Below are 26971 nucleotides of genomic sequence, written 5' to 3'. Positions count from 1 at the left end.
TGGTTAATGTTTATACACATGGTATAGTATGGAAGGAAAGTGCCATGGACCAAGAAGCACACCCTTCCTACAGCAAGTGAAGAGAGGATGAAAAGCAGTATATGATTAATTCGTTTGAAGTACTAGAAACCAACAGCATGATTTTGGAGTTTAACCTGGATGTAAGAACCATTACAATGGGCATTAATCTCATGGACTGTGCGGATTCAGATATCGATACCTTTAATAAAAATATATATGAAAAAATTACAACAAAAGCTAAGGACCTGGTTAAGGTCGGTGAAGACATCGAGAAAAAATATGGTATTCCTATTGTGAATAAAAGAATATCCATTACGCCCATAGCCATTGCTGCATCAAGTACCAAAACAGATTCTTATGTATCCATAGCTAAGACTTTAGATCAAGCAGCCCGTGAAGTAGGTGTTAACTTTATTGGTGGGTTCTCTGCCATTGTCAACAAGGGTATGACACCAAGTGATCGTACACTGATAAAATCTATTCCTGAAGCGTTAGCAACAACAGAACGTGTATGTAGTTCGGTTAATGTAGGCTCTACCAAAACAGGTATTAACATGGATGCCGTGAAGTTAATTGGTGAAACCATTAAAGAAACAGCCCAGCTGACTAAAGATGCAGACTCCATTGGCTGTGCTAAGTTTGTAGTTTTTTGCAATGCACCCGATGATAATCCTTTTATGGCAGGTGCCTTTCACGGCGTCAGCGAATATGATACGGTCATTAATGTAGGGGTCAGTGGTCCAGGAGTGGTGAAAAAGGCCCTTGAATCTTGTAAAGACTCGGATTTTGAAGTATTGTGTGAAACCATTAAAAAAACAGCTTTTAAAATCACACGGGTTGGACAACTGGTGGCAAAAGAAGCCTCAAAAGCACTTGGTGTGCCATTTGGTATCATTGACTTATCCCTTGCACCAACACCAGCTATTGGTGATAGTATTGCAGAAATCCTTGAAGAAATTGGTGTGGAATATGTGGGGGCACCAGGTACAACAGCAGCTCTTGCACTTTTAAATGACCATGTAAAAAAAGGCGGTGTTATGGCGTCTTCTTATGTTGGCGGTTTAAGTGGTGCATTCATACCTGTAAGCGAAGACCAAGGTATGATTAATGCGGTAAACAAAGGCGCTCTTACTCTGGAAAAGTTAGAAGCCATGACATGTGTATGTTCTGTTGGTCTTGATATGATTGCAATACCTGGTAAAACAAAGGCAACCACCATATCTGGTATTATTGCAGATGAAATGGCCATCGGTATGATTAATCAAAAGACCACAGCCGTAAGAATTATACCTGTCATTGGAAAAGATGTAGGTGATACAGCTGAGTTTGGTGGTTTACTTGGATATGCGCCAATCATGCCTGTTAACCCTTACGGTTGTGAGCGTTTCGTTAATCGTGGTGGAAGAATTCCATCCCCAATCCATAGTTTTAAAAATTAGGATGACGCATTTTCCTTTAAATGGTATAATGGTTTGGGAAGGTGATTGATATGAGTAAAATCTTAGAAGGATTAGAACCAAAAGGTGTATTCACGTATTTTGAAGCCATCAGTGACATACCAAGAGGTTCAGGAAATGAACAAGCAATTAGCGACTATTTGGTTAATTTCGCAAAAGAAAGACATTTAGAAGTGATACAAGACAAAGCCCTTAATGTCATCATAAAGAAACCTGGAACAGGCGGCTTAGAACATGCACCAATCGTTATTCTACAAGGGCATATGGATATGGTCAATGAGAAGAATTTTGATACGGTACATGACTTTTTAAAAGACCCTCTTCGCTTAGTAGTGAACGGCGATTTTATTTCAGCAGAAGGTACAACACTTGGTGCTGATAATGGTATCGCTGTAGCCTATTGTCTAGCGCTATTGGATGCACAGGATATTCCTCATCCACCCATGGAAGTGGTCATTACCACAGATGAAGAAGCGGGTATGACAGGTGCATCTGCTCTGGATACTTCTCCTATACAAGGGAAATACCTTATTAATATGGACAGTGAAGAAGAAGGTGAATTCACAGTCAGCTGTGCTGGTGGTCTAAAAGCATCTATTAGCATTCCTGCTGTATGGGAAGAGGCCGAAGGCAATGTCCTAAAAGTTATGGTAAAAGGCTTAAAAGGTGGTCATTCCGGAACTGAAATTGATAAGTGTAGAGGTAATTCCAACCGTATATTAGGACGTATCTTATATGCACTTAAGACGGAAATTGATTTAAAGATTATAGATGTTTTTGGTGGGTCTAAGGATAATGCTATTCCAAGAGAAGCTTATGCCCATCTTGTTGTAAAAGGGAATCAATTAGATGCTGCCAAAGCTATACTTGATAACATCACGAAGAGCATACAACATGAATACAAGACCAGTGATACTGGGCTTGTTGTTGAATTAACAGAACCCAATATTGAGCATGTAAAAACATTGGCGCAAGGGTCAACAGATAATCTGATTTTCTTATTGCTTAATCTACCAAACGGTATTCAAACCATGAGTGCAGATATTGATGGCTTAGTAGAAAGCTCCCTTAACCTTGGAGTCATTCACACCAATGAAGAACGTGTAAAAATAACGTTTGCTGTACGTAGCTCTGTTGGATCACTAAAGACATTAATAAGCAATCAATTATTAACTTTGGCTGAAAAATGCGATGCTAAATACAGTGTTACAGGTGCCTACCCAGAATGGGAATATCGAAAAGAATCTAAGTTACGGGATATTTTTATTAAGACATATGAAGAAAAGTATGGCAAGAAGCCACTGGTTAATGCCATTCATGCTGGTCTTGAATGCGGTATATTTGATGAAAAGATTGAAGGATTAGATATGGTAGCACTGGGACCAAATATGTTTGATGTCCATACCCCCGATGAGCGATTAAGCATTTCATCTACGCGGAGGGTTTGGGAATTTTTGTTAGACGTATTGAAAAATATTCATGATTAATAGAAATTTGAAGGCAATGACATAGAAATTTTTAAAAAGAAAGCAAAAATGCTTTCTTTTTTCATCACATTAATTCTTTTCTTTTTTTATATAATCAGCAAAATGTTCTTGAAAATAGAGAGAATTAACATCAGCACGAATGTGATGATGAATAAGAGCGTCAATTTCTTCCGTTTTCCCTTCTACAATGTGAGAAACGATTAACTGGTGTTCTTTTAAAATCTCAGATAACTTTTCTTTTTTCAGCATATGAAGTTTACGGTAACGTAAATAGTGAGCATTAAACTGTTGAATGATATCCCATAGAAATAAACGCCCTGTTAAGGTAAAAAACGTTTTATGAAAAGCATCATCTAGTGCCATAAAGTTTCCAAAAGCATCCTCTTTTTTAAGACAGTCTTCTTGTGAAGTCAATAAATCATGCAATTGATGCAATCCTTTTAGAGGAATGTATGCTGATAATTCTTTGATCATTTCTTTTTCCAAAGTACTTCTAAGATATATGATTTGCTCTACAGATTCTAAGTCAATATAAGAAACAACACTGCCTTTTTGAGGGTAGATATCCACGTATCCTTCAGCAGACAGTTGTTTTAAAATATCCCTGATAGGTGTTCGGGAGATTTTAAAACGTTCAGATAATGTGGTCTCACTTATGATTGTACCTGGCTTTAATTGCAGGCTTAATATTTCTTCTTTTAATAGCTGTATGATTTCACGCTTAATAGCTGCCAATTTGATTTCCTTCTTTCTATTGAGTTTTCAATGACTAAACGCATATCTTATTATATTTATCATAAGTCATTTAATAACTGGTATACAAGATATCGTTAAAAACATGTTGTTTGTGCTAATTTGGATTAAACGAAATAATTATCTATAACAATACGTATAATAGATAGCGACACTAATATATCCAGTATACATAAAAATGGTCAATTGGTAAAGAGCAAATACAAAAAAATAGACATTGACAAAAGTCCCATCTGTACTATATGATAATACCATAAGAGCTTGTATACAAGTTATGCTTTAAAAAATTGATGCATCTCAATGAATTTAAAAGCAACATGAACATGTTACTGTTAGATTGAATACAAGGAGGGATACAATGGAAATGACATGGCGATGGTATGGAGAAAATAATGACTCCATAACCTTAGACCATATTCGCCAAATTCCAGGGGTTACAGGCGCTGTTTGGTCATTACATGACAAAGTAGCAGGCGAAGAATGGGAAATGGAAAGCATTCAAGAAGTGGTAGATCAAATAACCAGTAAAGGATTAAGTCCAGCTGTTGTTGAGAGTGTGAATGTGCATGATGATATTAAACTGGGCTTACCAAGTCGAGATAAGTACATCGCAATCTACATTGACACCATTAAGAAGCTGTCACAAGTGGGCGTGAAGGTCATATGCTACAATTTTATGCCTATCTTTGATTGGACAAGGACGGAATTGTACAAAGCATTACCTGATGGTTCCAATGCTTTATTTTATGAGAAAAATGCCATTCAACATGACCCTAAAAAAATGGCTCAGAGAATCCTAGATGGAGCAGGTGACTTCACCATGCCAGGATGGGAACCTGAGCGTATGGCTAAACTAGATGATTTATTCAAAGCCTATGAAGGTATGACGGAAGATATGCTGTTTGATAACTTACAGTATTTTCTTGAAAGGATTATCCCTGTGTGTGAAGCCTGTGATGTAAAAATGGCCATTCATCCAGATGATCCACCATGGCCCATTTTTGGATTACCACGTATAATTCGTAATCGGGATTACATTAAACGATTTCTTGAATTAGTGGATAGCCCCTATAATGGATTAACATTATGTACAGGTTCTTTAGGACCAAACTTAGATAACGATATACCTGCTATTATCCGTGAATTTCATGATCGTATCCATTTTGCACATATCCGTAATGTAAAAGTATATGATAACGGTGATTTCATTGAAGTATCACACCGAGGTAAAGATGGCAATGTGGATGTCTATGACGTGTTAAAAGCCTATCACGATAATGATTTTAAAGGATACATTCGCCCTGACCATGGCCGCCATCTATGGGGTGAAGAGAAAAATTGTAGACCCGGTTACGGGTTATACGACCGCGCATTAGGTGTTATGTATATGCTAGGTGTGTGGGATAGTCTTGATAAAAGAAAGGAGGAATAAGATGCTACGATTAAGTCGAAAAAGCTTAGAAAATAAAGCCTCATGGAACGCAGTAGGGGTAAGCTTACCAACCTTTGACCATGACAAAGTCCTCCAAAAGACAATAGAAACACCCCAATGGGTTCATTTTGGAGCCGGTAACATCTTTAGAGGATTTATTGCCAATGCTCACCAACAATTATTGGACAATCAAAAAGCGGATACAGGCATAATCGCTGTAGAATCCTTTGATTTTGAAGTGATGGATAAAGTCTATGGACCCTATGACAATTTAACCTTGTTAGTCTTGATGCATGCTAATGGTCATTTTGATAAAAAAGTCATCGGCAGTATTGTTGAAGGACTAACAACGGATAAGAATCGCTTAGAAGATGTCCAACGATTAAAAAATATATTTGAGAATCCTAGTTTACAAATGGCAAGTTTTACAATAACGGAAAAAGGATACGGCTTAACGGACGCTTCTGGTGATTATCTCAATATTATTAAACAGGATATTGAAAACGGGCCAGAGAATCCTATACACACCATGAGTATTATAACCTCTTTAGCTTATGGTCGGTATTTAAAAGGACAATTTCCTATGACCTTTGTGAGTATGGATAACTGTTCTCATAATGGGGATAAATTAAAGCTTGCAGTCGTAACCATTGCCAAAGAGTGGTTAGGGAAAGGATTTGTTGAAGAAGCATTTATTCAATATTTGGAAGATGAACATAAAATCACGTTCCCATTATCCATGATTGACAAAATCACACCTCGACCTTCTGAAAAAGTAAAAGAAGCATTAAACAATCAAGGTATTACAGATATGGATGTTATCATTACATCAAAAAATGCTTATATGGCACCATTTGTCAATGCTGAAACAAGTGAATACCTTGTCATTGAAGATAAGTTTACCAATGGCAGGCCCATGCTAGAAGAAGCAGGTGTTATATTTACCGATAGAGAAACCGTTAATAAAGTGGAGACCATGAAAGTAACAACGTGTCTTAATCCTCTCCATACAGCTTTAGCTGTATCAGGTTGCCTGCTTGGTTATACATTAATAGCTGATGAAATGCAAGATGATACCTTAAAAAAGTTTGTTCAGACCATTGGTTATGAGGAAGGTTTAAAAGTTGTTGTTGACCCAGGCATTGTCAATCCTAAAGCCTTTTTAGATGAAGTTGTGAATGAACGATTTGCCAACCCTTATATTCCTGATACGCCTCAACGGATTGCCACAGATACCTCTCAAAAAGTAGGTATTCGCTTTGGTGAGACCATAAAGGCTTATGTCAATGGAAACGACCTTGATCCATCGGATTTGGTTGCTATTCCTCTAGCTATTGCTACATGGTGTCGCTATCTATTAGGCATTGATGATAAGGGAGAGCCATTCGATATTAGTCCTGATCCATTAGGTGATACGTTACAAGACGCATTGAAAGGGATAAAACTTGGAGATACATCAACAGATATACGCAGCATTCTATCCAATGAAAAAATCTTTGGCATCAATTTATATGCTATACAACTAGGTGAAAAAATTGAAGGCATGTTTAATGAAATGATCGCTGGAAGTGGTGCAGTACGACGTACTTTAGAAAAATATATTGGATAAAGGCAAGGTTACCTTGGCACTAATCAGAACTTTACTATAAGAAAATAAAGGGGTTAGCAGCCCCTTTATTTTCTTATGCGTGTTTTGGAATGGTTACATAGATTCTTCAATGGTACATTCATTCTTTTAATGTCTATTTAGAAGATATGTAAGACGTCGATCAATAATAGTTTTAGGGATATGAGTAAGGACATGGATACAAAAATTGGTTTTATGATCTTTGCACCGTTCTTTAAGGCAAGGGATGTACCTAAACGAGCACCAATGATGCTGCAGATTGCAACAGGAATACCATAGCGGTATTTGATGTTGCCATGAAGAGCAAATAAAAATAGGGAAGTCAGATTGCTAACAAAATTCATAACCCGGGCATTGGCAGAAGCCTTGGTAAATTCATAACCAATAATATGAATCAGACCAAATATTAAAAAGGACCCTGTACCTGGTCCAAAAAAACCATCATAAAAACCCAAAGAAATTGCCAGTAAAATGATCATGACAATACGTTTGGCTGTAAAGGGTTTTATATTCTCCTTTATACCAATACGACGTGAAAATAATGAATAGACACCAATAATCAGCACCATCATAACAATAATACCGCTAAGAATACGCTCATCGATACCTGATACTGTGAATACACCAATACTGGCTCCAACTAAGGTAAAAGGTACTGCAAACTTTAGAAGCTTTTTATCACCTTTACCACTGCGTATGTATTTTAATGAACTGGTGAAAGATGCACAAGATGCTGAGAATTTATTTGTTCCAAGAACAAAAAGTGGGGGTAACCCTGCTAATTGATAAGCAGGTACACTAATTAAACCACCACCACCGGCTATAGAATCAACGAATGCCGCAACAAAACCAGCTATACATAGTAGTAGAATATTCATAGATACACGCTCCTGTCTTTTGTTTATTACGCATCTTAAGCAATCGTACATTATAAGGCTATAAAGTTTGTATTTAATTACTATACAACCTAATATAGTCAACCACTATATTATAAAACATGCCCATGGAATTATAAAGAACAATTTTAATCAAATAACCATTCATTAAAACGCAGATGTAACTCATGTAATTTGTCATGCATAAGGAAGCTAAGCTAACATTATATTATTTGATAATAATGATTATCACTTGACAACCTTTAAACCATAAGGCATAATACCACTAGGAGGTGGTTTTTTGAAAGAATTAACATTAAGTATTCCAGCACTCTTATTTCCAGCGCTTTCGTTATTGATGATTGCCTATACAAGCCGATTTTTAGGATTGGCAGATCGAGCTAGGGCACTGCATAAAGAACATACGGACTATCCAAGTCAAAAATTAAAAAATCAAATAAAAAATTTGCGCAAACGTCTTATGTATATTAGAAATATGCAAGCTTTTGCTATCAGTGGTTTTTTTACGAATATCATCAGCATGCTGTTGATTTTTATTTCTTTGCCAACAGTAGCCTCCTACTTTTTTGGTGCATCCCTCGTATTACTGGCCATATCGCTTGCCATATGTTTCATGGAGATATACATGTCAGTGGGTGCTTTAACCATTCAATTATGTGAAGATGAAGAAGTGTGTGGAAAAGTTAAATGACAACATCTTAGGAAGGTGATAAAATGACCAGTTATAAATGCACTGTATGTGGCTATATCTATCGGCCACAAAAAGGTGATTGGACACAAGATATAGCACCAAACACAAAATTTGAAGATTTACCAGAGTTCTGGAAATGCCCAACGTGTAACCAGCCAACCATGGCATTTATTAAACGAGACGTTTAGTTAACGTATAGATCTTCAAAATCATAGAGGAGAGTAGATGCTAAGCATGAAGGTATAGATTGAAAATCAATTTATACCTTCATGCTTAGTATTTCACCTGGCAAACCATCTATTTCACATAGTTTATCTGACTTAAAACCATTCTTAATGAGAATCTTTCGGGAAGGGATATTAGCAGGGTCTATAATGGCCACAAGTTTATCAAGTTGTTTTATGGATTTTGCTTTTTCAACTAACATGCTGGCAACTTGGGTACAAATACCCTTTCCCCAATACTCAGGTAATAACATATAACCAAGTTCTGCTTCTATAGAACCCATTTCTTTCACTTTTAGTTTAGCTAAACCAATGAATTCATTTGTATCCATTTCAGTTATTTTTAGATGACCGAATAGAGGGTGTAATGCGTTATTCAGTAAAAGTAATTTGAATTTTTCTTTTGCTTCATCTAAAGGTATTGAGCGCTCCGTAATCTTTGCCATTACTTGTTCGTTACTTACTAATTGATAATATTGATCAAAGTCTTCACTCGTAAATTTTTCTAGATATATTTTTTTATACAATTTCATGACTCCTTTCTTGCTAATGATGATTAAATGCTAGTCTAAAGCAACTGCACTCACTTAAGTAACCAAGATATGTCTGGTCATTATACATAATTATCCGTTGATACACAATAGGGTAAATAGAAGAGTGTTAAATACATAAAAAGCTACCCAATCAACAGATTATGTTTGCATAGGTGAACCGTAAACGATTAGCCTTTACTCAATGCGTTTACTTCACTCATGAACCGATCTGCTTGATTAGATAGCCCTTCTCATGTACGATTATTGTTCCAACTGAAATTGGTGATAACCTTTTTTACCTTTTTTTAATAAGATTGTCCCGTCTTCTGTGAAATCGGCGTCAGTTACCATCCGGTCAATGCCTTCAACTTTAACATCGTTAATGCGAACGCCTCCTTGTTGAACCATACGACGACCTTCTGAACGGGTAGGCACAAGTTTCGCTTTTTGAAGAGCAGATATAATGTCCATACCTTCGCCAGCAAACTCATCTTTTGTCACAAGGGTTGTTGGAATAGAGCCACCTTTTGCACCACCAGTAAAGAGAGCTTTTGCCGCTTCCATAGCTTCTTTAGCAAGTGCTTCGCCATGTACAATCTTTGTAATTTCAAAAGCAAGAACTTCCTTAGCTTTGTTTATTTCAGCATCCTGAAGAGCACCTAGACGTCTTACTTCATCCATTGGTAAGAATGTAAGAAGTCCCAGACATTCTTCTACTTTGGCATCTTCTACATTTCTCCAATATTGATAGAACTCATAAGGTGTGGTTTTCTTAGGATCAAGCCAAACAGCACCTTTTTCAGTTTTACCCATTTTTTTACCTTCACTTGTAGTAAGAAGCTTGAAGGTCATACCAAATGCAGGCTTTTGTTCCGTACGACGAATAAGTTCAACACCGCCCAAGATATTCGACCACTGATCATTACCACCCATTTGAATGGTACAGTTGTATTCACGATTAAGGGCTAAGAAGTCATAGGATTGCATAAGCATGTAATTAAACTCTAAAAAGGTAAGGCCTTTTTCCATTCTTGACTTATAACAATCAGCTGTTAACATACGGTTAACGGAAAAATGTACACCCACCTCTCGAAGGAATTCTACATAGTTAAGGTCTAATAACCAGTCGGCATTATTAACCATAATCGCTTTGTCATCAGTAAAATCAATGAACTTAGACAATTGACCTTTGAAAATATTAGCATTTTCACCAATTTGGTCAACGGTCATCATCTTACGCATATCTGTTTTACCCGTTGGGTCACCAACCATGGTTGTACCACCGCCAATAAGCACAATAGGGCGATGACCAGCTCTTTGCATATGAGCCATTGCCATAACAGGCAAGAAGTGACCTACTGTTAAACTATCAGCTGTAGGGTCAAAACCTATATAAAATGTGGCTTTTTCATTTTCAAGTAATTCTTTTATTTCTGATTCATGGGTTGTCTGTTCGATGAACCCTCTTTCCATTAACACGTCATATACGCTCATAATGTTCCTCCTACAATACATGAATTTATTTAGAATAATGATGACATTCTTACCACAAAAAATTATGCACAATACATACGTTATTTGTTTAAAGTTAAAAACTTCATTACTAAATATCCTACCATATCTTAACTACCGATTCAAGCTTTTTTAAGGAGTGATCGAAAGGGGGTTGTGAGGTCCCCAACTCATAAAACGTAAGATTTGGCATATACATAGGATAAGAAAGCTTGTGCCCTTTTATATTAGGCACTTGACTGTTAAATAGAAGGAGATGATTACAATGTGCGGGATTACTGGATGGGTTCACTACAATCAGAATCTTAAACCTTGTAGAGATGTTATTTATAAAATGACAGAGACCTTAGTACATCGTGGACCCGATGAATATGGCTACTATGTTACTGATCATGCACTATTAGGGCATCGCAGATTGGTTGTTATTGATCCAGAAGGTGGCAAACAACCTATGACCAAAAAAGTTGGTCCGTATACATATACCATTGTCTATAATGGTGAAATCTATAACACGGATCATGTGAGAGATTTGCTTAAGGAAAAAGGTTATACCTTTACATCTCATTGTGACACAGAAGTTGTCTTGGTAGCTTATATGGAATGGGGAGAGGATTGCACCACATATCTAAATGGTATATTTGCATTTGGTGTATGGGAAGATAAAACAAAAAGCTTGTTTTTAGCTAGGGATCGTTTAGGTGTAAAACCATTATTTTATGCAGAAGTAAAAGGGTCATTTATTTTTGCTTCTGAAATGAAAGCCTTATTAACATTTCCAGATTTGGAACCAGTGCTTGATGAAAGGGGTCTATTGGAACTTTTCAGTTTAGGCCCCAGCCGAATACCTGGTAGCGGTGTTTTTAAAGGTATTTATGAATTAAAACCAGGTGAGTACATGCTCCATACATCAGATAAGACACAACGGCATATATACTGGAAACCCAAGACCATAGAACATACAGAAGATGAGGCAACAACGATTCATCACATGTCCCATCTGGTGGAGGATGCTATTACTAAGCAATTGGTATCCGATGTGCCCATATGTACTTTTTTATCTGGTGGACTAGACTCTAGTGGTATTTCATCCATTGCAGCACAATATTTAAGCAGACAAGATAGGGAACTAACCACATATTCCATTGACTATGAAGATAATGATAAGTACTTTCGGGCAAGTGATTTTCAACCCAGTAACGATAATAAGTGGGTGAAAGGTGTTAGTCAATACATAGGCTCTGTTCATGAAAGGGTGATTTTAACCAACGACCAATTAGCACAGGCACTTAGAGATGCTGTTCTTGCTTATGATTTACCAGGTATGGCTGATATTGATTCATCGCTTATGTTGTTTTGTGACAAGGTCAAACAAAAACATACCGTGGCATTATCTGGTGAATGTGCTGATGAGATTTTTGGAGGCTATCCATGGTATCAAAAGGAAGAAGAGGTCTACTATGATGGCTTCCCATGGAACAAACACATCCATGAAAGAAAATCTTTTCTATCACCAGCCGTTGGAAAATTAAATCTTACAGCGTTTGCTCATGAAAAGTATCAAGAGACTATAGGGGAAATTGATGATATCGGTCATGGGTCAGTATTTGAACAAAGAATGAAAAAACTTACATATATTAATCTAAAATGGTTTATGCTAACTTTATTAACACGAAAAGATAGGATGAGTATGTACAAAAGCCTTGAGGTAAGAGTCCCTTATGCGGATCATCGAATCGTTGAATATGCTTGGAACATCCCTTGGCACCTTAAAAATTATGGTCAAATCGAAAAAGGCTTATTAAGAAAGTGTCTGGAACATCATCTGCCAAAGGATGTTGTTTACCGTAAGAAGTCACCCTATCCAAAGACCTATCATCCTGCTTATATGAAGGCTGTGCGGTCTATGTTAAAAAACATATTGGATTGTAAAAGCAGCCCTTTACATGACCTGATTAATACAAAGCAAGTCTATGCCTTATTAAAACATGATAATAAACTGTTTATAACCCCTTGGTTTGGACAATTAATGAAGGAACCTCAATTTATAGCCTATCTCATTCAGTTAAACATTTGGCTAGAGACCTATAAGGTGAAAATTGACTTTTAAACACCAATGGAGAAAGGAGAGGATTATAAGTGAATAAGAAAAGTAGGAAAAATGTACGGCGAAAAAACTATACACGGGCAAGAAATCGAAGACAGCCAGAGCCTACTACCAATATGTTTACTTTAAAAATATTCATTGCATTTGTCATTTTACTATCCACCTTGTATATCAAGAAGTACGATGTAAAAGTAGGTGGTTTTAGTGTGGATACCATCTATGAAGTGCTTTATTATAATGAAGATTTTAATGAACTATCCAACAAAGTGTTTAAAATGAATGGCGGAAGTGCTCTGGGCAATTTATTTGGTGTAAACGATGGTGAAGGGCAGTAAATGACTTTCACACATACATATCGGTGATTGACAAAGGTTCTATGACAATGCATTAAGAACATCTACTCTTAAATAGGTGAGCTTAATAGGGTCGTAGAACCTTTCATTATACAAAATAATTCCTTTAAATCTTGCGTATAACCTGGTATTAGAATGCATGTAGTGTCAAATTTAAAGTTTTGGTTGTTATCTGGGCAATAATATTATATGATAGTACAAGAACAGCGTCACTGGATTAAGAATACAGAATGATAGACAACTATCCCATCGTTTAAAGGAGCTAATTAAAATGGATAAGAAACTACAGCTAACAGATGATATTTTACTAAGTGTCGAAAAGCCTGCAAGATACCTAGGAAATGAAATTAATGTCATCCATAAAGACACATCAGCAATGGCTATTCGGTTTGCATTATGTTTTCCAGATGTGTATGAAATCGGTATGTCCCATGTAGGGTTAGCTATATTATATGATTTTTTAAATAGAAGAGAAGATACGTATTGTGAACGGGTATTCTCACCTTGGTCTGACTTAGAAGCCATTATGCGAGAAAAAGGCTTACCGTTATTTGCCTTAGAATCACAAGATCCCGTTAAGGATTTTGACTTTCTTGGATTTACCGTCCAGTATGAGATGAGCTATACAAATATTCTCAATACACTTGATTTAGCAGGTATGGCTGTGTACAGCAAGGATAGAAAAGAAGAGGACCCCATTGTATGTGCTGGTGGACCCTGTACGTATAATCCTGAACCTCTAGCTGATTTTATTGACTTTTTTTACATTGGTGAAGGTGAAGCAACATTACCTGTGATATTGGAATTATACAAAGCCCATAAAGCACAAGAAGGTACGAAAGACGATTTTCTTGTTAAGCTTTTAGATATCGATGGTATCTATGTACCTAAGTTCTACGATGTAACCTATAAGGACAATGGCGAGATTGAAGCGTTTACACCTAACCATCCCCATGCAAAACCTTCTATTAAAAAGCAAGTTGTTATGAACATGACCGATGCACCTTATCCCAGCAAACCTTTGGTGCCGCTTATACAAACAGTTCATGACCGTGTAGTCCTTGAATTATTTAGGGGTTGCTCAAGAGGGTGTCGCTTCTGTCAAGCGGGTATGATCTACCGTCCAGTTCGTGAAAAAGATGTGGATGTGCTAAAGAAACAAGCAAAAGAACTGATTCAAAACACAGGTCACCATGAAATCTCACTTATTTCCTTAAGTTCAAGTGATTATTCAGGGTTACAGGAATTAACGGAATACCTGATCGATGAATTTGGTAACGATAAACATGTGAATTTATCCCTACCTTCTCTTAGGATTGACCAGTTTTCATTAGATATCATGAACAAAGTGCAAGGTGTCAGAAAGAGCAGTATAACCTTTGCGCCAGAAGCAGGGTCACAACGGCTCAGAGACGTTATTAATAAAGGGTTAACAGAAGAAGATATCTTAAATGGTGCTGGGGAAGCTTTTCAAGGTGGATGGACAAGAGTTAAATTGTATTTTATGTTAGGTTTACCGACAGAGACTTTTGATGATATAGATGCCATTGCTAAACTGGGACAAGACATTGTTGAAGAATACTATAAGTTACCCAAAGAAGTGAGAAAACGGCGTCCGCAGATTGTGTTAAGTACATCTTTCTTTGTACCAAAAGCGTTTACTCCCTTTCAATGGAGTCCACAAAATCCTTATGAAACATTTATGGAGAAACAGGACCATCTTAATAAGAAAGTGAATAAGAAGAACATTAAATATAATTGTCACGATGCAAAAACCAGTATGCTTGAAGGTGTTATAGCAAGAGGTGACAGACGTATTGGACAAGTCATATATGCTGCTTGGAAAAATGGCGCAACTTTTGACGCTTGGTCTGAATTTTTTAGATTTAGCCATTGGGACGATGCATTTAATCGTACAGGTATTGACCCACTTTTTTATACGGTAAGAGAACGAAATTATGAAGAAATCTTACCTTGGGACTTTATTGATGTAGGTGTAACAAAAGCATTCTTATATCAAGAGCTTCAACGTGCCAATGAAGGTAAGGTAACACCGAATTGTATGGATGGGTGTATGAACTGTGGTGCAAAAGGATTTGGCGGAGGAATATGCTATGTTGATTAGAATAAAATTTGCGAAAAAAGGGACCATGAAATTCATTGGGCACTTAGATTTGATACGAAATTTCCAAAGAGTATTTAAAAAATCTGGATTTCCCATTGCTTATTCAGAAGGGTTTAATCCACACCAAATCATGTCCATTGGTGCTCCATTATCAGTAGGGGTAACAAGTGACGGTGAATATATGGATGTGAAGACAACAGAAAATATTGATTGTCTCACCTATTGCGACATCCTCAATCGCCATACACCAACGGGATTGGTTATTATTAGCATGACAGAACTTCCAGATAAAGCAAAGAGTGCCATGGCACTTATTGATGCTGCCAAATATAAAGTGACCCTAAAACATACAGTCATTACAGAAAAGATGATTAACAAACTTATGACAATGGAAGAAATTATGATTCATAAAAAAAATAAAAAGAATGTGATGAGAGAAATTAATATAAAACCAGGCATCTTTCATATGGCATTACCAGAACCCCATACACTCATCTTGTTACTAGCTACAGGAAGTCATATGAATATTAAGCCGGAAGTTGTGTTGCAATCACTCTGTGAAGTCAATGACATACCCTATGATAAATATGATTATACCGTACACCGAGAAGAGATTTATTACAAGAATGATCAAGGTTTCATGCCTTTGAATCATGTATAAAGCAGCAAGATTAAGGAGTTGGCAATATGAATAATCAATTAATTATTGCAAAAGATGGTGGAAAGTTATATGGTGCGTTGATGGATCACAAACAAAGATTAGTGGAAGTACGTGTCACTGACCAAGATGATTATGAACGGATTGGCACCATTGTTATAGGAAAAGTAGTCAATGTCCTTAAAGGTATGCAGGCAGCTTTTATTCATATTGGAGAAGATAAAAATGCTTATATGACTTTAGAGAATACAGAAGATATCTTCTTTACAAAAAGGCATCGAGAAGGATATGTAACCGTAGGAGATGAGGTGGTTGTTCAGATCACCAAAGAAGCCCTTGGGACAAAAGGTTGTGTTGTCTCCCCTTATATAGCACTAACAGGGCGCTACGTGGTATTAACCCGTAGTAAAAACTATATTGGTTTATCCAATAAAATCAAAAAAGTTGAAGAGAAAAATAGATTAAAAGAACTTGTATCACCCTATGTGACCGATGACTATGGTTTTATCATTAGAACCAATGCTAAAGATATTTCCGACACATTAATACGGCATGAGTTAGACGAACTTATCACAACCTATAAAGACATTATGAATACCGCCACTTATCGTGTATGTTATACACAAATCTATCAAGGTGTTCATCCTGCTATTAAGCTTGTACGTGATATGTATGAGACGTCAGTAGGTGAATATGTGATCGATGATCCTGAGATCTATTCTGATGTTAAGGCCTACATGCAAAAGACTGACCCGTCTTTAGTGGAGAAAATAAGTCTATACGACGATCAACAAATTACCTTATTTAACCTCTATGGTTTAAAAGCTAAGATTCATAAAGCCCTTCAGGAAAGAGTATGGTTAAAATCAGGTGCATGCTTGGTGATACAACAAACAGAGGCTTTGGTGGTTATTGATGTTAACACAGCAAAGTTTACAGGTAAGAAAAATTTAGAGGAAACAATTTTTAAAACCAATCTGGAGGCCGCTGTTGAAATAGCTCGTCAAATCAGGTTAAGAAATTTAGCAGGCATTATTGTTGTCGATTTTATTGACATGAAAAAGCAAGAGAACAACGATGCTTTGCTTGAGAAACTTTCTCTCTATACGAAAAAAGACCCTAATAAAGTATACGTTGTTGGTATGACGAAACTGGGGCTCGTTGAGATAACACGAAAAAAAACTAATGTACCTCTAGCCATGCAAATAAACGGATGATGTTAAGATAAAATGCTTGACAGGGTATATAAATTATGGTAAAGTTTTTTAGTGGTATACCGCACGAAGAGGTCTTTAAGTTCTTAGATGGACACCATATTCGGCGAGTCTTATATAAGGAGGTGCCAAAATGTACGCAATTATTGAAACAGGTGGTAAGCAATATAAAGTTGCTGAAGGTGACACACTAAAAGTTGAAAAGTTAGGTTTAGCTGCTGGTGAGACTGTTACTTTTGACAAAGTTTTATTAGTATCCAACGACAATGGATTAACCGTTGGTAACCCAGTTGTAGACAAAGCTACTGTCACTGCTACTGTAGCAGAAGAAGGCAAAGCTAAAAAAATCATTGTCTACAAATACAAAGCAAAAAAAGGTTATCATAAAAAGCAAGGTCATCGTCAACCTTTCACAAAAGTTAAAATCGACAAGATTAATGCTTAGGTGAATGGCTAGATGATTAATGTTAACGTTTATTCCAAAGAAAAATGTATTCAAGGTTTTGAATTAAGTGGTCACGCAGGCTATTCGGAATATGGGAATGATGTGGTATGTGCTGCTGTGTCAGTACTTGTCATTAATACCATTAATTCAATTGAGAATTTTACAGATGATTTATACGATTGTTCAACCGATGAACAAATTGGCTATATATCTTTCAAACTAACAGATGATGGAGGTAATGATTCACAGTTATTATTGAAATCCATGTTATTAGGTTTGGAATCCATGCGAGACGAATACGGAAGTGATTATATAAAGCTTGTAATCGAGGAGGTGTAGGTTATGTTAAGAATGAACCTTCAATTCTTTGCTCATAAAAAAGGAGTAGGTTCTACTAAGAACGGTAGAGACTCCGAGTCAAAGAGATTAGGTGCTAAGCGAGCAGATGGACAATTTGTAAAAGCTGGTAACATTTTATATAGACAACGTGGAACAAAGATTCATCCCGGTACGAATGTAGGTAGAGGCGGCGATGATACGTTATTCGCTTTAGTTGACGGCGTTGTTCGATTCGAAAGAAAAGGGCGAGATAAGAAACAAGTATCTGTCTATCCAAAAGCTCAATAATACATGTAAAAGTTTCAAATGTTGACCATTTGAAACTTTTTTATTTGTATAGATAACTTGTTATACACAGAGTCTATAAATGTATAATAGGAGATAAACGTATTAAGAATAGAGTTCACTGGATTAATCAATACTATATAAAGGTGCTATACAACCTTATTTGGTCTAGTATTTTTAGGCTAGTATGAAAAATATTCCTTTAAAAACCGTTTATTTTATACTATAATACACATAGATTCGATTAATCTGTCAAAATATGTCTTTGAAAATACAAGGAATAATATATGTTATTTCACAAGTATGATTAAACATAGACATTGCATCTACATGTTACGTTGGGCATCAGACAGATGGAAGGAATGATTAAAATGATATTTGTAGATCAAGCAAAAATAAATATAAAATCAGGTAATGGCGGTAATGGTTGTGTCAGTTTCCGTCGTGAAAAATATGTACCCAATGGGGGACCTGATGGTGGCGATGGTGGACGTGGTGGCGATATCATTTTCAAAGTAGATGATGGTCTTAACACCCTCTATGATTTTCGTCATAAAAAACACTTTAAAGCACGTAATGGCGAACCAGGCAAAGGTAAACACATGCATGGTAAAGATGGTCAAGACTTAATCATTCGCGTGCCTCTTGGAACCATTATAAGAGAAGCTGAAACAGGTCAGGTCATCATGGATATGGCTTACCCTGGCATGGAAGAAAAAATACTACGAGGAGGCCGTGGTGGCAAAGGCAACCAACATTACGCAACGCCAACCATGCAGATTCCCAAATATGCTCAACCTGGTAAACCTGGTAAAGAGTTCTGGATACTGTTAGAATTAAAGACCATTGCTGATGTGGGACTTGTTGGTTTTCCTAATGTGGGTAAATCCACGTTATTATCACGTGTAACCAACGCCAGACCTAAGATTGCCAATTATCACTTCACGACCCTAAATCCAAACTTAGGAGTTGTCGATATAAATAAAGGTGAAGGTTTTGTCATTGCAGATATTCCCGGACTAATTGAGGGGGCATCTGAAGGTATTGGCCTTGGCCATGAGTTTCTCAAGCATATCGAGAGAACAAAAGTCAATATTCACATCGTGGATGTAGCGTCCACAGAAGGACGTGACCCTGTTGATGATATTAATAAAATCAATCATGAGTTAGAGACATTTAATGGGGAGCTGGTTAAAAGACCTGCTGTTATTGCAGCAAATAAAATAGATGTTATGCAAGATGATGTGCATTTACAAGCTCTTAAAAAAGAATTTGAACCAAAGGGCATTCAGGTATTCCCAATTTCAGCTGTAACAGGTGAAGGGGTTCAAGCATTACTGTATCATGTGCATGGTTTGTTAAAAGAACTTGACCAAGAAACCAAGGTCTATGAACAGGAATACTTTATTGATCAACAAGAGTTACCTGAAGAATCTTTTACTGTTCAAGTACTAGAAGACAATACTTACCTGGTTGAAGGTTCTAAAGTTGAGAAAATGCTTGGCTATACCAACCTAGAAACTGAAAAAGGTTTTGCTTTCTTCCAACGTTTCTTACGCGATACAGGTATCATTGACGAGTTAGAGCGTTTAGGCATTGAAGAGGGTGATACTGTAAAAATGTATTATTTAGAATTTGATTATTATAGATAAGGTAAGGAAAGTCATATCATTAGCTATTCCTTATTTGAAAGGAGAACCACATGAAAATAACAAGTAAGCAACGTGCTTACCTAAGAGGATTAGCCAATAATCTGGGTCCTATTTTTCAAGTAGGTAAATTAGGTGTTACACCTGAGATTACAGAAGCTATATCTGATGCTTTGGAAGCACGTGAACTTATAAAGATTAATGTACTTAAAAATTGTCTTTATGAACCAAAAGATATCTGCCATGTTTTATCTGAAAGAACACGGTCAAATATTGTTCAGCAAATTGGAAGAAAAATTGTACTGTACCGTCAATCAAAAGATAATCAACATATTAATTTACCTAAATAGGGCTTTCAATTTTATTTACTATTAAAGCTATCAACTCTAGGTATTTTAAAGTATCATGAAGGTCGTATTGTAAAAGATGAAATGGGGGATTATATGAAAAAATCATTAAATAGCATACATCTCGTAATGGCGTGTGTGTTAACCTTAAGCTTATTCACAACAAACAGTTATGCTAGAGCCGTTTTATATGAGGATCAAGACATCACATTGGCTAGAGTATTAGAAGTTATATCTGGAGAGGCTATAAAAGTCATTGCCTATGACAGTGAAGGAAATGGTAAAGTTGAACTGATAAGAATGGTAGGTATTGAAACCGATTCATCTCAAGAGGCTTATATGTATACCTATAAACGTTTATTAGGAAAACGAGTTATGCTGTTACCAGATGACCATGAAGCAAGTTTTGAGCCTCTTAACGGTTGGCTGTATCGCCATGTTTACATTTCTAGCAAAGAATCAGTAGGGGAGGAATTGCTGGAGAATGGTTTTGCAACAGTGAATACCAAGTTTGAGACTTCTGAGCAATATGATGACTTAATGGCTGCTGAGTTAAGAGGAAAAAAAGAGGAAACAGGTGTATGGCATAAACCGGAAACCCAATCAGAGATAGGTATTAATGTCAATACGGCTACTGCTACGGAATTGACGGAAATACTTGAGGATACAACGTATGCCATGGCTAATGCCCTTACTCGTTATCGAAAATATAATGCATTCAATCATGTAGAAGAGGTAAAATACGCAGGTGAAGATTTTACGAAAGCCTGGTTTGATAAGAACCGCTATAAGATAAGCGTTGTAACGAACCTCAATGATGCATCATTTGAAGAAATTCGCTCATTATTTGGTGATATGACTGTTGGCGAAGAGCAGGCAACAGATTTTCTTCAATACCGTTTGTTTAATCAACTAGATTCACTGTATGAAGTGAAAAATATACCAAGCTTGAAACAACATTACTCAACCATTGAGCCTTATGTTGCTCTTTACAATACAGATACGTATATACCAACTGAAGAGGTCAAAGCCATTAACATTAATACCGCTTCTATGAATCAAATCATCCGGACATGTTTTTTTACACATAGTCGCGTAAATGATATCATCAAAGAACGAAACGACCAATCATTCATTATTAAATCATTTGGTCAGTTGGAGAAGAATAATCTGTTAAGTAACTATGGTGTAGCAGCTAATAGCGATAACATTACATTCTACACAGATATTAACTCAGCAGGTTTAAATGAATTAGAATCATTATTCGGATTTATCGATATGAATGATCATAAAATGGAAGAGTTTGCTAAAGTAATTATGGATAATCGTCCATACTATGATATATCAAATATTAAACACAAAATTGGTTATCGTTACTATAATTTAATTAAACCTTATATCTACGTGGATGAAAAAGCCACGGAGTATATCAACATTAATCTTGCTGATAAAGATTCAGCTGCAACTATTCTTGGAATGACCAGTGAAGACCGAGAAAAGTATCTGGCTAGTAATATACGCTATTCATCAAGTGCTAAGATAAAATTTGACTATGATTACTATGCAGATTCTTTTACGCTCTATACAAATATCAATAAAGCAACCAGATATGAATTAGAACACATTGAAGCAAGAGTCTGGAAAGATTCAAAATATCAATATGAAAAGCTCCCAAAAGTGATCATTGATGATATAATAGAATTTAGAGAAGATCAGCCATTTAATGCTAAAGAAGAACTCCAAGACATATTTAAGGAACACAAGAAAACCAGTATGTATACGAAAATTATTGATTATATTGTTTTTTACTAAAGTGTTAATCACGATATAATGTATAAGATGTCCATCATACAGATGGATCATTATAAGGACTGACAGATAATGATGGATACACAACAACATGTAACCAATCAAAAAGTAGGTATAATGGGTGGTACTTTTGATCCTATTCACTATGGCCATTTAATTCTAGCGGAATATGTGGCCACAGATATGAAACTGGATAAGGTCATCTTCATGCCTTCAGGTACCCCTTATTTAAAATCCCATGTAACGGAGAAAAAACACCGATTAGAAATGACAAAACGAGGTATAGCAGGTAATGACAAATTTATAGTCTCCACAATGGAATTAGATCGTGTAGGTAATACCTATACAGTGGATACCATGGCAACACTGAAACAATCACATCCTAATACACGTTTTTATTTTATAATGGGTGCTGATTCATTATTTGACCTAGAAAGATGGAAGAATAGTGAGCAGCTGTTTAAAATATGTGATTTTGCTGTAACAAATCGTGGTGGAACTTATTCAAAGACTGATTTGCAGGCACAGATACAAAAGCTTAATCAAAAGTATGCAAGTCAGATTTCTCTGGTATCCATACCCGATATTCAAATTTCATCAACCGAAATTAGAAATCGTGTTAGAAACAATCAGTCCATTAAATATCTGCTGCCAGCGAATGTGGAAGCCTATATATTAGAACAAGGACTATACAAATAGAGGCGATTATAATGAATATGAACACTGAGGCGATTATAGCCATTAGAAAAGCTTTACAGACATCTTTGAAAGCCTCACGGTACACACATACTTTAGGCGTTGAAGTGACCGCCATTGAATTAGCTAGACAACATGGCGCTAATGTATATAAAGCTCAAATAGCAGCCCTGTTACATGACTGTGCCAAAGATATGGCACATAAAAAGGCTCTGGCTATATGTAAATCCTATGGTGTATCCTTAACCAAGGCATCTCAACGTAATCCTGACCTTGTTCATGCTGAGGTTGGTGCAATTGTAGCCAAAAAAATATATCGTATTGAAGATGATGATGTCCTTTGTGCAATTGCTTATCACACCACAGGTAGACCAGGTATGTCTCTACTGGAGAAAATCATTTATATTGCGGATTACATTGAACCTGGACGGGATAAAGCACCAAATCTACCAAAAATAAGAGCCGTTGCAAAGGAAAATCTAGATGATGCACTACGGTATATTATGAAAGATACCATTAGGTATTTAAAAAAACAAGATAAGTATATAAACCCCATAACCATAGAAGCATATGCATATTATACTAAGGATGATACACGTTAAAGAAGTAATAGTTAATCATAAAACAAGTTCTATTAAAAAACAATCTATTGTAATTGAAATTTATTAGGAGGTATTGTATGGCAGATCATATGGAACAATCCATGGACATGTTAAAAATAGCTTTGGCATCATTGGATGATAAACAAGCTGAAGATATAAAGGTACTAGATATTCAAGAAATTAGTGTTTTGGCTGATTATTTTGTAATTGCTCATGGTAATAATAAGAATCATATACAAGCACTCATTGACCGGGTTGAAGAAATGCTATCACGAAATGGTTATGAACCAAAGCAAGTGGAAGGTTATCGTTCAGCAAGTTGGATATTACTTGATTATGGCAGCATCATCATCCATATATTTAGTAAAGAAGATCGTTTATTCTACGATCTTGAACGAATCTGGAGTGATGGTAAAGAAATGGATGTACAATCTTTAATCCAATAGTATCATGTACCATTCTATAATTTGAATATTTTTGTTAAGTACTTCACATAACAATATAGCCGAATTTTAATATTCATATAAAAAAGCCAAGGATATTTTCGTATAACTTAAATACGATGATTCTCGGCTTTCTTTTATTGAACTTAGACAACGCGTGTTTCTAAATACAATATGTAGTCTTCATTCTATATATAATGTTATTAGATTCAATACCTTTGATTAAAATTGTCTAAAGAGGCCAATAACTTTGCCTAAAATAGTGACATCATCGACAATAATAGGATTCATACCACTATTTTCAGGTTGTAATCGGATATGATTTGACTCTTTAAAAAAGCGCTTTACTGTCACAGAATCGTCCAGTAACGCAACAACAATGTCCTTGTCCTTTGCATGTTGTTGTTGCTGTACTAAAATAAGGTCTTCATTAAAAATACCCGCATCAATCATACTATCGCCTTGCACACGTAACATAAAAGATTGTTGATTAGGCATATAGTCCATAGGGATAGGGAAGTAATCATCAATATTTTCAACAGCTAATAGAGGTTCACCAGCAGCTACTTTACCGATAATGGGTACACTCACCATTTCTTTTTGAGATGGCATAAAGGTCTCATCTGTAATTTCAATGGCTCTTGGTTTACTTGGATCTCGACGGATATAACCTTTCTTCTCAAGACGTTCTAAATGCCCATGAACAGTCGATGTTGATTTTAGACCCACCGCATCACAAATTTCACGAACGGCTGGTGGATAACCTTTGTCTAAAATTTCGTTTTTTATAAAATTAAGGATTTTTAATTGCTTTTCACTTAAATCATGATTCATAACCTAATCACCTCTATATTTTTTATATGACATTAACAGTTAAGTATAATTATCTAAAGAAGCATAAATCAGATACATTCTTTGATACATTTATTAACAATTATAGCATATAAAACTAAAAAAATCAAACAAATGTTCGATTATATCTTGACACCGAACGTTTGTTTGATTATAATAAAACCAAACAAACGTTCGGGAGTGATGAGTATGTTACACAATAAAAAATCATTTATAATGCTTATGGGTTTTTGTTTCATCTTATTAATGAGTTGCAGTTTATTTTTTGGTTTTACTTATGCAAAAGGTTTGGATGAAAAACCACGTAAATCCTATGTGACCATTACCATTGAGTCTTATGATACTTTATGGGATATTTCAAAAGAGCACATGAATGAAGCGTATTATTCCATTACAGATTATATAACCGAAGTGAAGCACATTAATAATCTTAATAATGATACAATACTAGCAGGGGATTCTCTTATTCTTCCCATTGTTGAATAACTATTCATGACATAATATTAATCTTTTCTTAGTCGAATTATCTTCGCAGCCTTTCGTCGTCGTTCATCTTCTAGCTGAGCATAATGCTTTTTCGTCGTATTAACATCCTTATGACCTAATACATCCGCAACTAAATAGATATCACCCGTTTCACGATAGAGATTTGTACCATAGGTACTGCGTAATTTGTGTGGGGAAATATTCTTTAACTGGGTAACAAGTTTAGCGTATTTTTTGACTAAATTTTGGACAGAACGCACACTTAGTCGTTTATTCTGTAAGGATAAAAAGAGAGCTTCGTCATGTCCTTCTATGGCACTTATTCCGTTACGTTTTTCTAAATAGTTCAATAAAGCTTCTTCAACTTCCTCACCAAAGTAAATAATCACTTCATTGCCGCCTTTTCGTACAATACGAATACCATCTACATTAAAATCAATATCCTCTATATTAAGACCCACACATTCTGATACACGAATGCCCGTACCAAGCAAAAGTGTCATGATGGCTAAATCTCTTTCTTTCGTTCGGCTATGGTATTTCTTTTGAGCGTCTGTCAGGTTATGTCCTGATTCGACTTCATCTAATAACCGAGCCACTTCGTCAATTTCTAATCGAGTAATATGCTTTTCATGGATTTTAGGTAGGTTAACCAAGAGAGCAGGGTTATTGATGATCTTTTGTTTCTTATAAAAATAGGTATAAAAAGAGCGAAGACTTGCTAATTTTCGTGATTTACCTCTTTCCGTATTTTTATGTTCAATGACCATACCGTTTTTATCTTTTTTTTGATAATAACTCAGATACTCTAAATACATTTCAACATCATCTGGTGTTACCAACTCTAAATCTTTCACAACTAAAGTTGTCATATCTTTTTCCCTTAAGTGTTGATGATGATCTAGAATAAATTCAAAAAATAATCTTAAATCATAGGCATATGCAATGCGGGTTTTAGATGATGTTGTTTGTTCTATTCCCCTAAAAAATGCATAGGTAAAGGAGGGGAGAGAGTACATAATATCCCTCAGTAAAACGGCATTTTTAATATTTTGTTGTTCATGGTAATCGTTATTTTTTATCATGTGTAAAACACCTCAATTAGTCAGTTAATATGACCTATACATCTAATTTAATATCTAACCTAACATGTATCAGTGGTCCAGCCTTTTATCTGTGACCCTTCTATGGCACGGTATAAACGCTGTGATAAACCTGGGTTATCCCGTTCCAAATCTGCAAGTAAATTTTTCATATATTCACGTTTTGTATGACCATCAGCTGGACATGGGCTTTTAACAACTGGTAGATGGTATTTGTTCTTGAAACCAATAACATCTTTTTCTGATACAAACATCAGTGGTCGAATAGCGTATAATTCCATCCGGTCTAAGTATGTCACAGGTGAGAATGTATAAAATCTGCCTTCAAAAAAAAGTGACATCATCATAGTTTCAACGATATCTTCCTTATGATGCCCAAGGGCTATTTTATTACACCCCAGTTCAACGGCCTTTTCATTTAATGCACCCTTACGCATTTTGGAACAAAGTGAGCATGGATTTTTTTCTTTTCTTTCTTCAAAGATGATTTCAGCAATATCTGTATGAACAACTGTATAATGGATATCCAGTTCTTTACACAAATCAATTACTTTACTTAAATCAAAGGCTTCAAATCCCAAGGCAACGGTAATAGCTTCAATTTCAAACTTCTTAGGGTAAAACCGCTGTAAACCTTTTAGTGCATACATCAGTGCTAAACTATCTTTTCCTCCTGAAACACCAATAGCAATTTTGTCACCTTCATCAATCATATGATACGTATCTACAGCTTTTCGAGTATAACTAAGTAGTTGTTGTAATTTCATTTATTGATAAACCTTTCTCATGTTATTTTCTTAATGACTCTCATACAGAACCTCCATAAGT

Annotated in this window: 28 protein-coding genes; 21 read left to right on the top strand and 7 right to left on the bottom strand. The window is 35.9% G+C overall.

Features of this window, described 5'->3' with window-relative positions; all coding sequences use genetic code 11:
* Positions 1-101 precede the first annotated feature (101 nt).
* The gene (locus tag HZI73_RS14655; protein ID WP_212694130.1) at positions 102-1460 is read left to right on the top strand and encodes a PFL family protein; all 1359 of its coding nucleotides are present in this window, start codon (positions 102-104) and stop codon (positions 1458-1460) included.
* Positions 1461-1510: 50 nt separating this feature from the next.
* Positions 1511-2965 carry an aminoacyl-histidine dipeptidase gene (locus tag HZI73_RS14650; protein WP_212694129.1) on the top strand — a complete coding sequence of 485 codons (1455 nt, stop codon included), beginning with the start codon at positions 1511-1513 and terminating at the stop codon, positions 2963-2965.
* Positions 2966-3034: 69 nt separating this feature from the next.
* Here HZI73_RS14650 and HZI73_RS14645 read toward each other — a convergent pair whose 3' ends face one another.
* A complete protein-coding gene (locus tag HZI73_RS14645) occupies positions 3035-3700 on the bottom strand; it encodes a GntR family transcriptional regulator (RefSeq protein ID WP_212694128.1) in 666 nt (221 codons plus the stop codon).
* Between the two features lie 376 nt (positions 3701-4076).
* Between HZI73_RS14645 and uxuA the strand changes: the two genes are divergently transcribed.
* Positions 4077-5150: a mannonate dehydratase gene (gene uxuA, locus HZI73_RS14640; protein WP_212694127.1), complete on the top strand. Its 1074-nt coding sequence runs from the start codon at positions 4077-4079 to the stop codon at positions 5148-5150.
* A 1-nt stretch (position 5151) separates the two neighbouring features.
* The gene (locus HZI73_RS14635; protein ID WP_212694126.1) at positions 5152-6759 is read left to right on the top strand and encodes a mannitol dehydrogenase family protein; all 1608 of its coding nucleotides are present in this window, start codon (positions 5152-5154) and stop codon (positions 6757-6759) included.
* 137 nt (positions 6760-6896) lie between these two features.
* Here HZI73_RS14635 and HZI73_RS14630 read toward each other — a convergent pair whose 3' ends face one another.
* Positions 6897-7655 (bottom strand): TSUP family transporter, encoded by a 759-nt coding sequence (locus HZI73_RS14630; protein ID WP_212694125.1) that lies wholly within the window; start codon positions 7653-7655, stop codon positions 6897-6899.
* A gap of 298 nt (positions 7656-7953) precedes the next feature.
* Between HZI73_RS14630 and HZI73_RS14625 the strand changes: the two genes are divergently transcribed.
* Entirely contained in the window at positions 7954-8364 is a 411-nt protein-coding gene (locus HZI73_RS14625) for a DUF2721 domain-containing protein (RefSeq protein ID WP_212694124.1), read from the top strand.
* A gap of 23 nt (positions 8365-8387) precedes the next feature.
* Positions 8388-8552 (top strand): rubredoxin, encoded by a 165-nt coding sequence (locus HZI73_RS14620; protein ID WP_212694123.1) that lies wholly within the window; start codon positions 8388-8390, stop codon positions 8550-8552.
* Positions 8553-8623: 71 nt separating this feature from the next.
* Here the strand turns inward: HZI73_RS14620 and HZI73_RS14615 are convergent, their stop codons facing one another.
* Entirely contained in the window at positions 8624-9115 is a 492-nt protein-coding gene (locus HZI73_RS14615; RefSeq protein WP_212694122.1) for a GNAT family N-acetyltransferase, read from the bottom strand.
* Positions 9116-9382: 267 nt separating this feature from the next.
* Positions 9383-10615, bottom strand: a complete 1233-nt coding sequence (gene tyrS, locus HZI73_RS14610) for a tyrosine--tRNA ligase (RefSeq protein WP_330619525.1) — start codon at positions 10613-10615, stop codon at positions 9383-9385.
* Between the two features lie 283 nt (positions 10616-10898).
* Here tyrS and asnB point away from each other — a divergent pair, with 283 nt between their 5' ends.
* The 14 genes from asnB to rsfS all read left to right on the top strand — a co-directional run bounded on the left by asnB (position 10899) and on the right by rsfS (position 23705).
* Positions 10899-12740, top strand: coding sequence for an asparagine synthase (glutamine-hydrolyzing) (gene asnB, locus HZI73_RS14605; protein ID WP_212694121.1), 1842 nt, complete (start codon positions 10899-10901; stop codon positions 12738-12740).
* 29 nt (positions 12741-12769) lie between these two features.
* On the top strand, positions 12770-13072 hold the full coding sequence (locus HZI73_RS14600; RefSeq protein ID WP_212694120.1) for a hypothetical protein: 303 nt from the start codon (positions 12770-12772) through the stop codon (positions 13070-13072).
* A gap of 289 nt (positions 13073-13361) precedes the next feature.
* The gene (locus tag HZI73_RS14595; protein WP_212694119.1) at positions 13362-15215 is read left to right on the top strand and encodes a TIGR03960 family B12-binding radical SAM protein; all 1854 of its coding nucleotides are present in this window, start codon (positions 13362-13364) and stop codon (positions 15213-15215) included.
* Positions 15205-15876 (top strand): TIGR03936 family radical SAM-associated protein, encoded by a 672-nt coding sequence (locus HZI73_RS14590; protein ID WP_212694118.1) that lies wholly within the window; start codon positions 15205-15207, stop codon positions 15874-15876. Before HZI73_RS14595 ends, HZI73_RS14590 begins: the two co-directional genes overlap by 11 nt.
* Positions 15877-15902: 26 nt before the next feature.
* A complete protein-coding gene (locus HZI73_RS14585) occupies positions 15903-17090 on the top strand; it encodes an Rne/Rng family ribonuclease (protein ID WP_212694117.1) in 1188 nt (395 codons plus the stop codon).
* 130 nt (positions 17091-17220) lie between these two features.
* Positions 17221-17532 carry a 50S ribosomal protein L21 gene (gene rplU / locus HZI73_RS14580; protein WP_212694116.1) on the top strand — a complete coding sequence of 104 codons (312 nt, stop codon included), beginning with the start codon at positions 17221-17223 and terminating at the stop codon, positions 17530-17532.
* Positions 17533-17544: 12 nt separating this feature from the next.
* Positions 17545-17871, top strand: a complete 327-nt coding sequence (locus HZI73_RS14575) for a ribosomal-processing cysteine protease Prp (RefSeq protein WP_212694115.1) — start codon at positions 17545-17547, stop codon at positions 17869-17871.
* 3 nt (positions 17872-17874) lie between these two features.
* Entirely contained in the window at positions 17875-18159 is a 285-nt protein-coding gene (gene rpmA, locus HZI73_RS14570; RefSeq protein ID WP_212694114.1) for a 50S ribosomal protein L27, read from the top strand.
* A 371-nt stretch (positions 18160-18530) separates the two neighbouring features.
* Positions 18531-19808, top strand: coding sequence for a GTPase ObgE (obgE, locus tag HZI73_RS14565; RefSeq protein WP_212698817.1), 1278 nt, complete (start codon positions 18531-18533; stop codon positions 19806-19808).
* Between the two features lie 56 nt (positions 19809-19864).
* The gene (yhbY, locus tag HZI73_RS14560) at positions 19865-20155 is read left to right on the top strand and encodes a ribosome assembly RNA-binding protein YhbY (protein WP_212698816.1); all 291 of its coding nucleotides are present in this window, start codon (positions 19865-19867) and stop codon (positions 20153-20155) included.
* A gap of 93 nt (positions 20156-20248) precedes the next feature.
* Positions 20249-21964, top strand: coding sequence for a thermonuclease family protein (locus HZI73_RS14555; RefSeq protein WP_212694113.1), 1716 nt, complete (start codon positions 20249-20251; stop codon positions 21962-21964).
* A gap of 69 nt (positions 21965-22033) precedes the next feature.
* Complete coding sequence (gene nadD / locus HZI73_RS14550; protein ID WP_212694112.1) at positions 22034-22660, top strand: nicotinate-nucleotide adenylyltransferase; 627 nt, start codon at positions 22034-22036, stop codon at positions 22658-22660.
* 11 nt (positions 22661-22671) lie between these two features.
* A complete protein-coding gene (gene yqeK / locus HZI73_RS14545; RefSeq protein WP_246552173.1) occupies positions 22672-23259 on the top strand; it encodes a bis(5'-nucleosyl)-tetraphosphatase (symmetrical) YqeK in 588 nt (195 codons plus the stop codon).
* Positions 23260-23348: 89 nt separating this feature from the next.
* Positions 23349-23705 carry a ribosome silencing factor gene (gene rsfS, locus HZI73_RS14540; protein ID WP_212698814.1) on the top strand — a complete coding sequence of 119 codons (357 nt, stop codon included), beginning with the start codon at positions 23349-23351 and terminating at the stop codon, positions 23703-23705.
* A 219-nt stretch (positions 23706-23924) separates the two neighbouring features.
* On the opposite strand, the gene lexA is transcribed toward rsfS, so the two are convergent.
* Entirely contained in the window at positions 23925-24536 is a 612-nt protein-coding gene (lexA, locus tag HZI73_RS14535; RefSeq protein WP_212694111.1) for a transcriptional repressor LexA, read from the bottom strand.
* A gap of 207 nt (positions 24537-24743) precedes the next feature.
* Between lexA and yneA the strand changes: the two genes are divergently transcribed.
* Positions 24744-25040, top strand: a complete 297-nt coding sequence (yneA, locus tag HZI73_RS14530) for a cell division suppressor protein YneA (RefSeq protein ID WP_212694110.1) — start codon at positions 24744-24746, stop codon at positions 25038-25040.
* 17 nt (positions 25041-25057) lie between these two features.
* Here the strand turns inward: yneA and HZI73_RS14525 are convergent, their stop codons facing one another.
* Both HZI73_RS14525 and HZI73_RS14520 read right to left on the bottom strand, forming a co-directional pair.
* The gene (locus HZI73_RS14525; protein WP_456300854.1) at positions 25058-26122 is read right to left on the bottom strand and encodes a tyrosine-type recombinase/integrase; all 1065 of its coding nucleotides are present in this window, start codon (positions 26120-26122) and stop codon (positions 25058-25060) included.
* A gap of 62 nt (positions 26123-26184) precedes the next feature.
* Positions 26185-26910, bottom strand: a complete 726-nt coding sequence (locus HZI73_RS14520) for a tRNA lysidine(34) synthetase (protein WP_212694108.1) — start codon at positions 26908-26910, stop codon at positions 26185-26187.
* Positions 26911-26971: the final 61 nt, after the last annotated feature.

This window comes from Vallitalea pronyensis (assembly GCF_018141445.1).
GTDB classification, from domain to species: domain Bacteria; phylum Bacillota; class Clostridia; order Lachnospirales; family Vallitaleaceae; genus Vallitalea; species Vallitalea pronyensis.
This window is presented reverse-complemented; position numbering and strand designations above follow the sequence as displayed.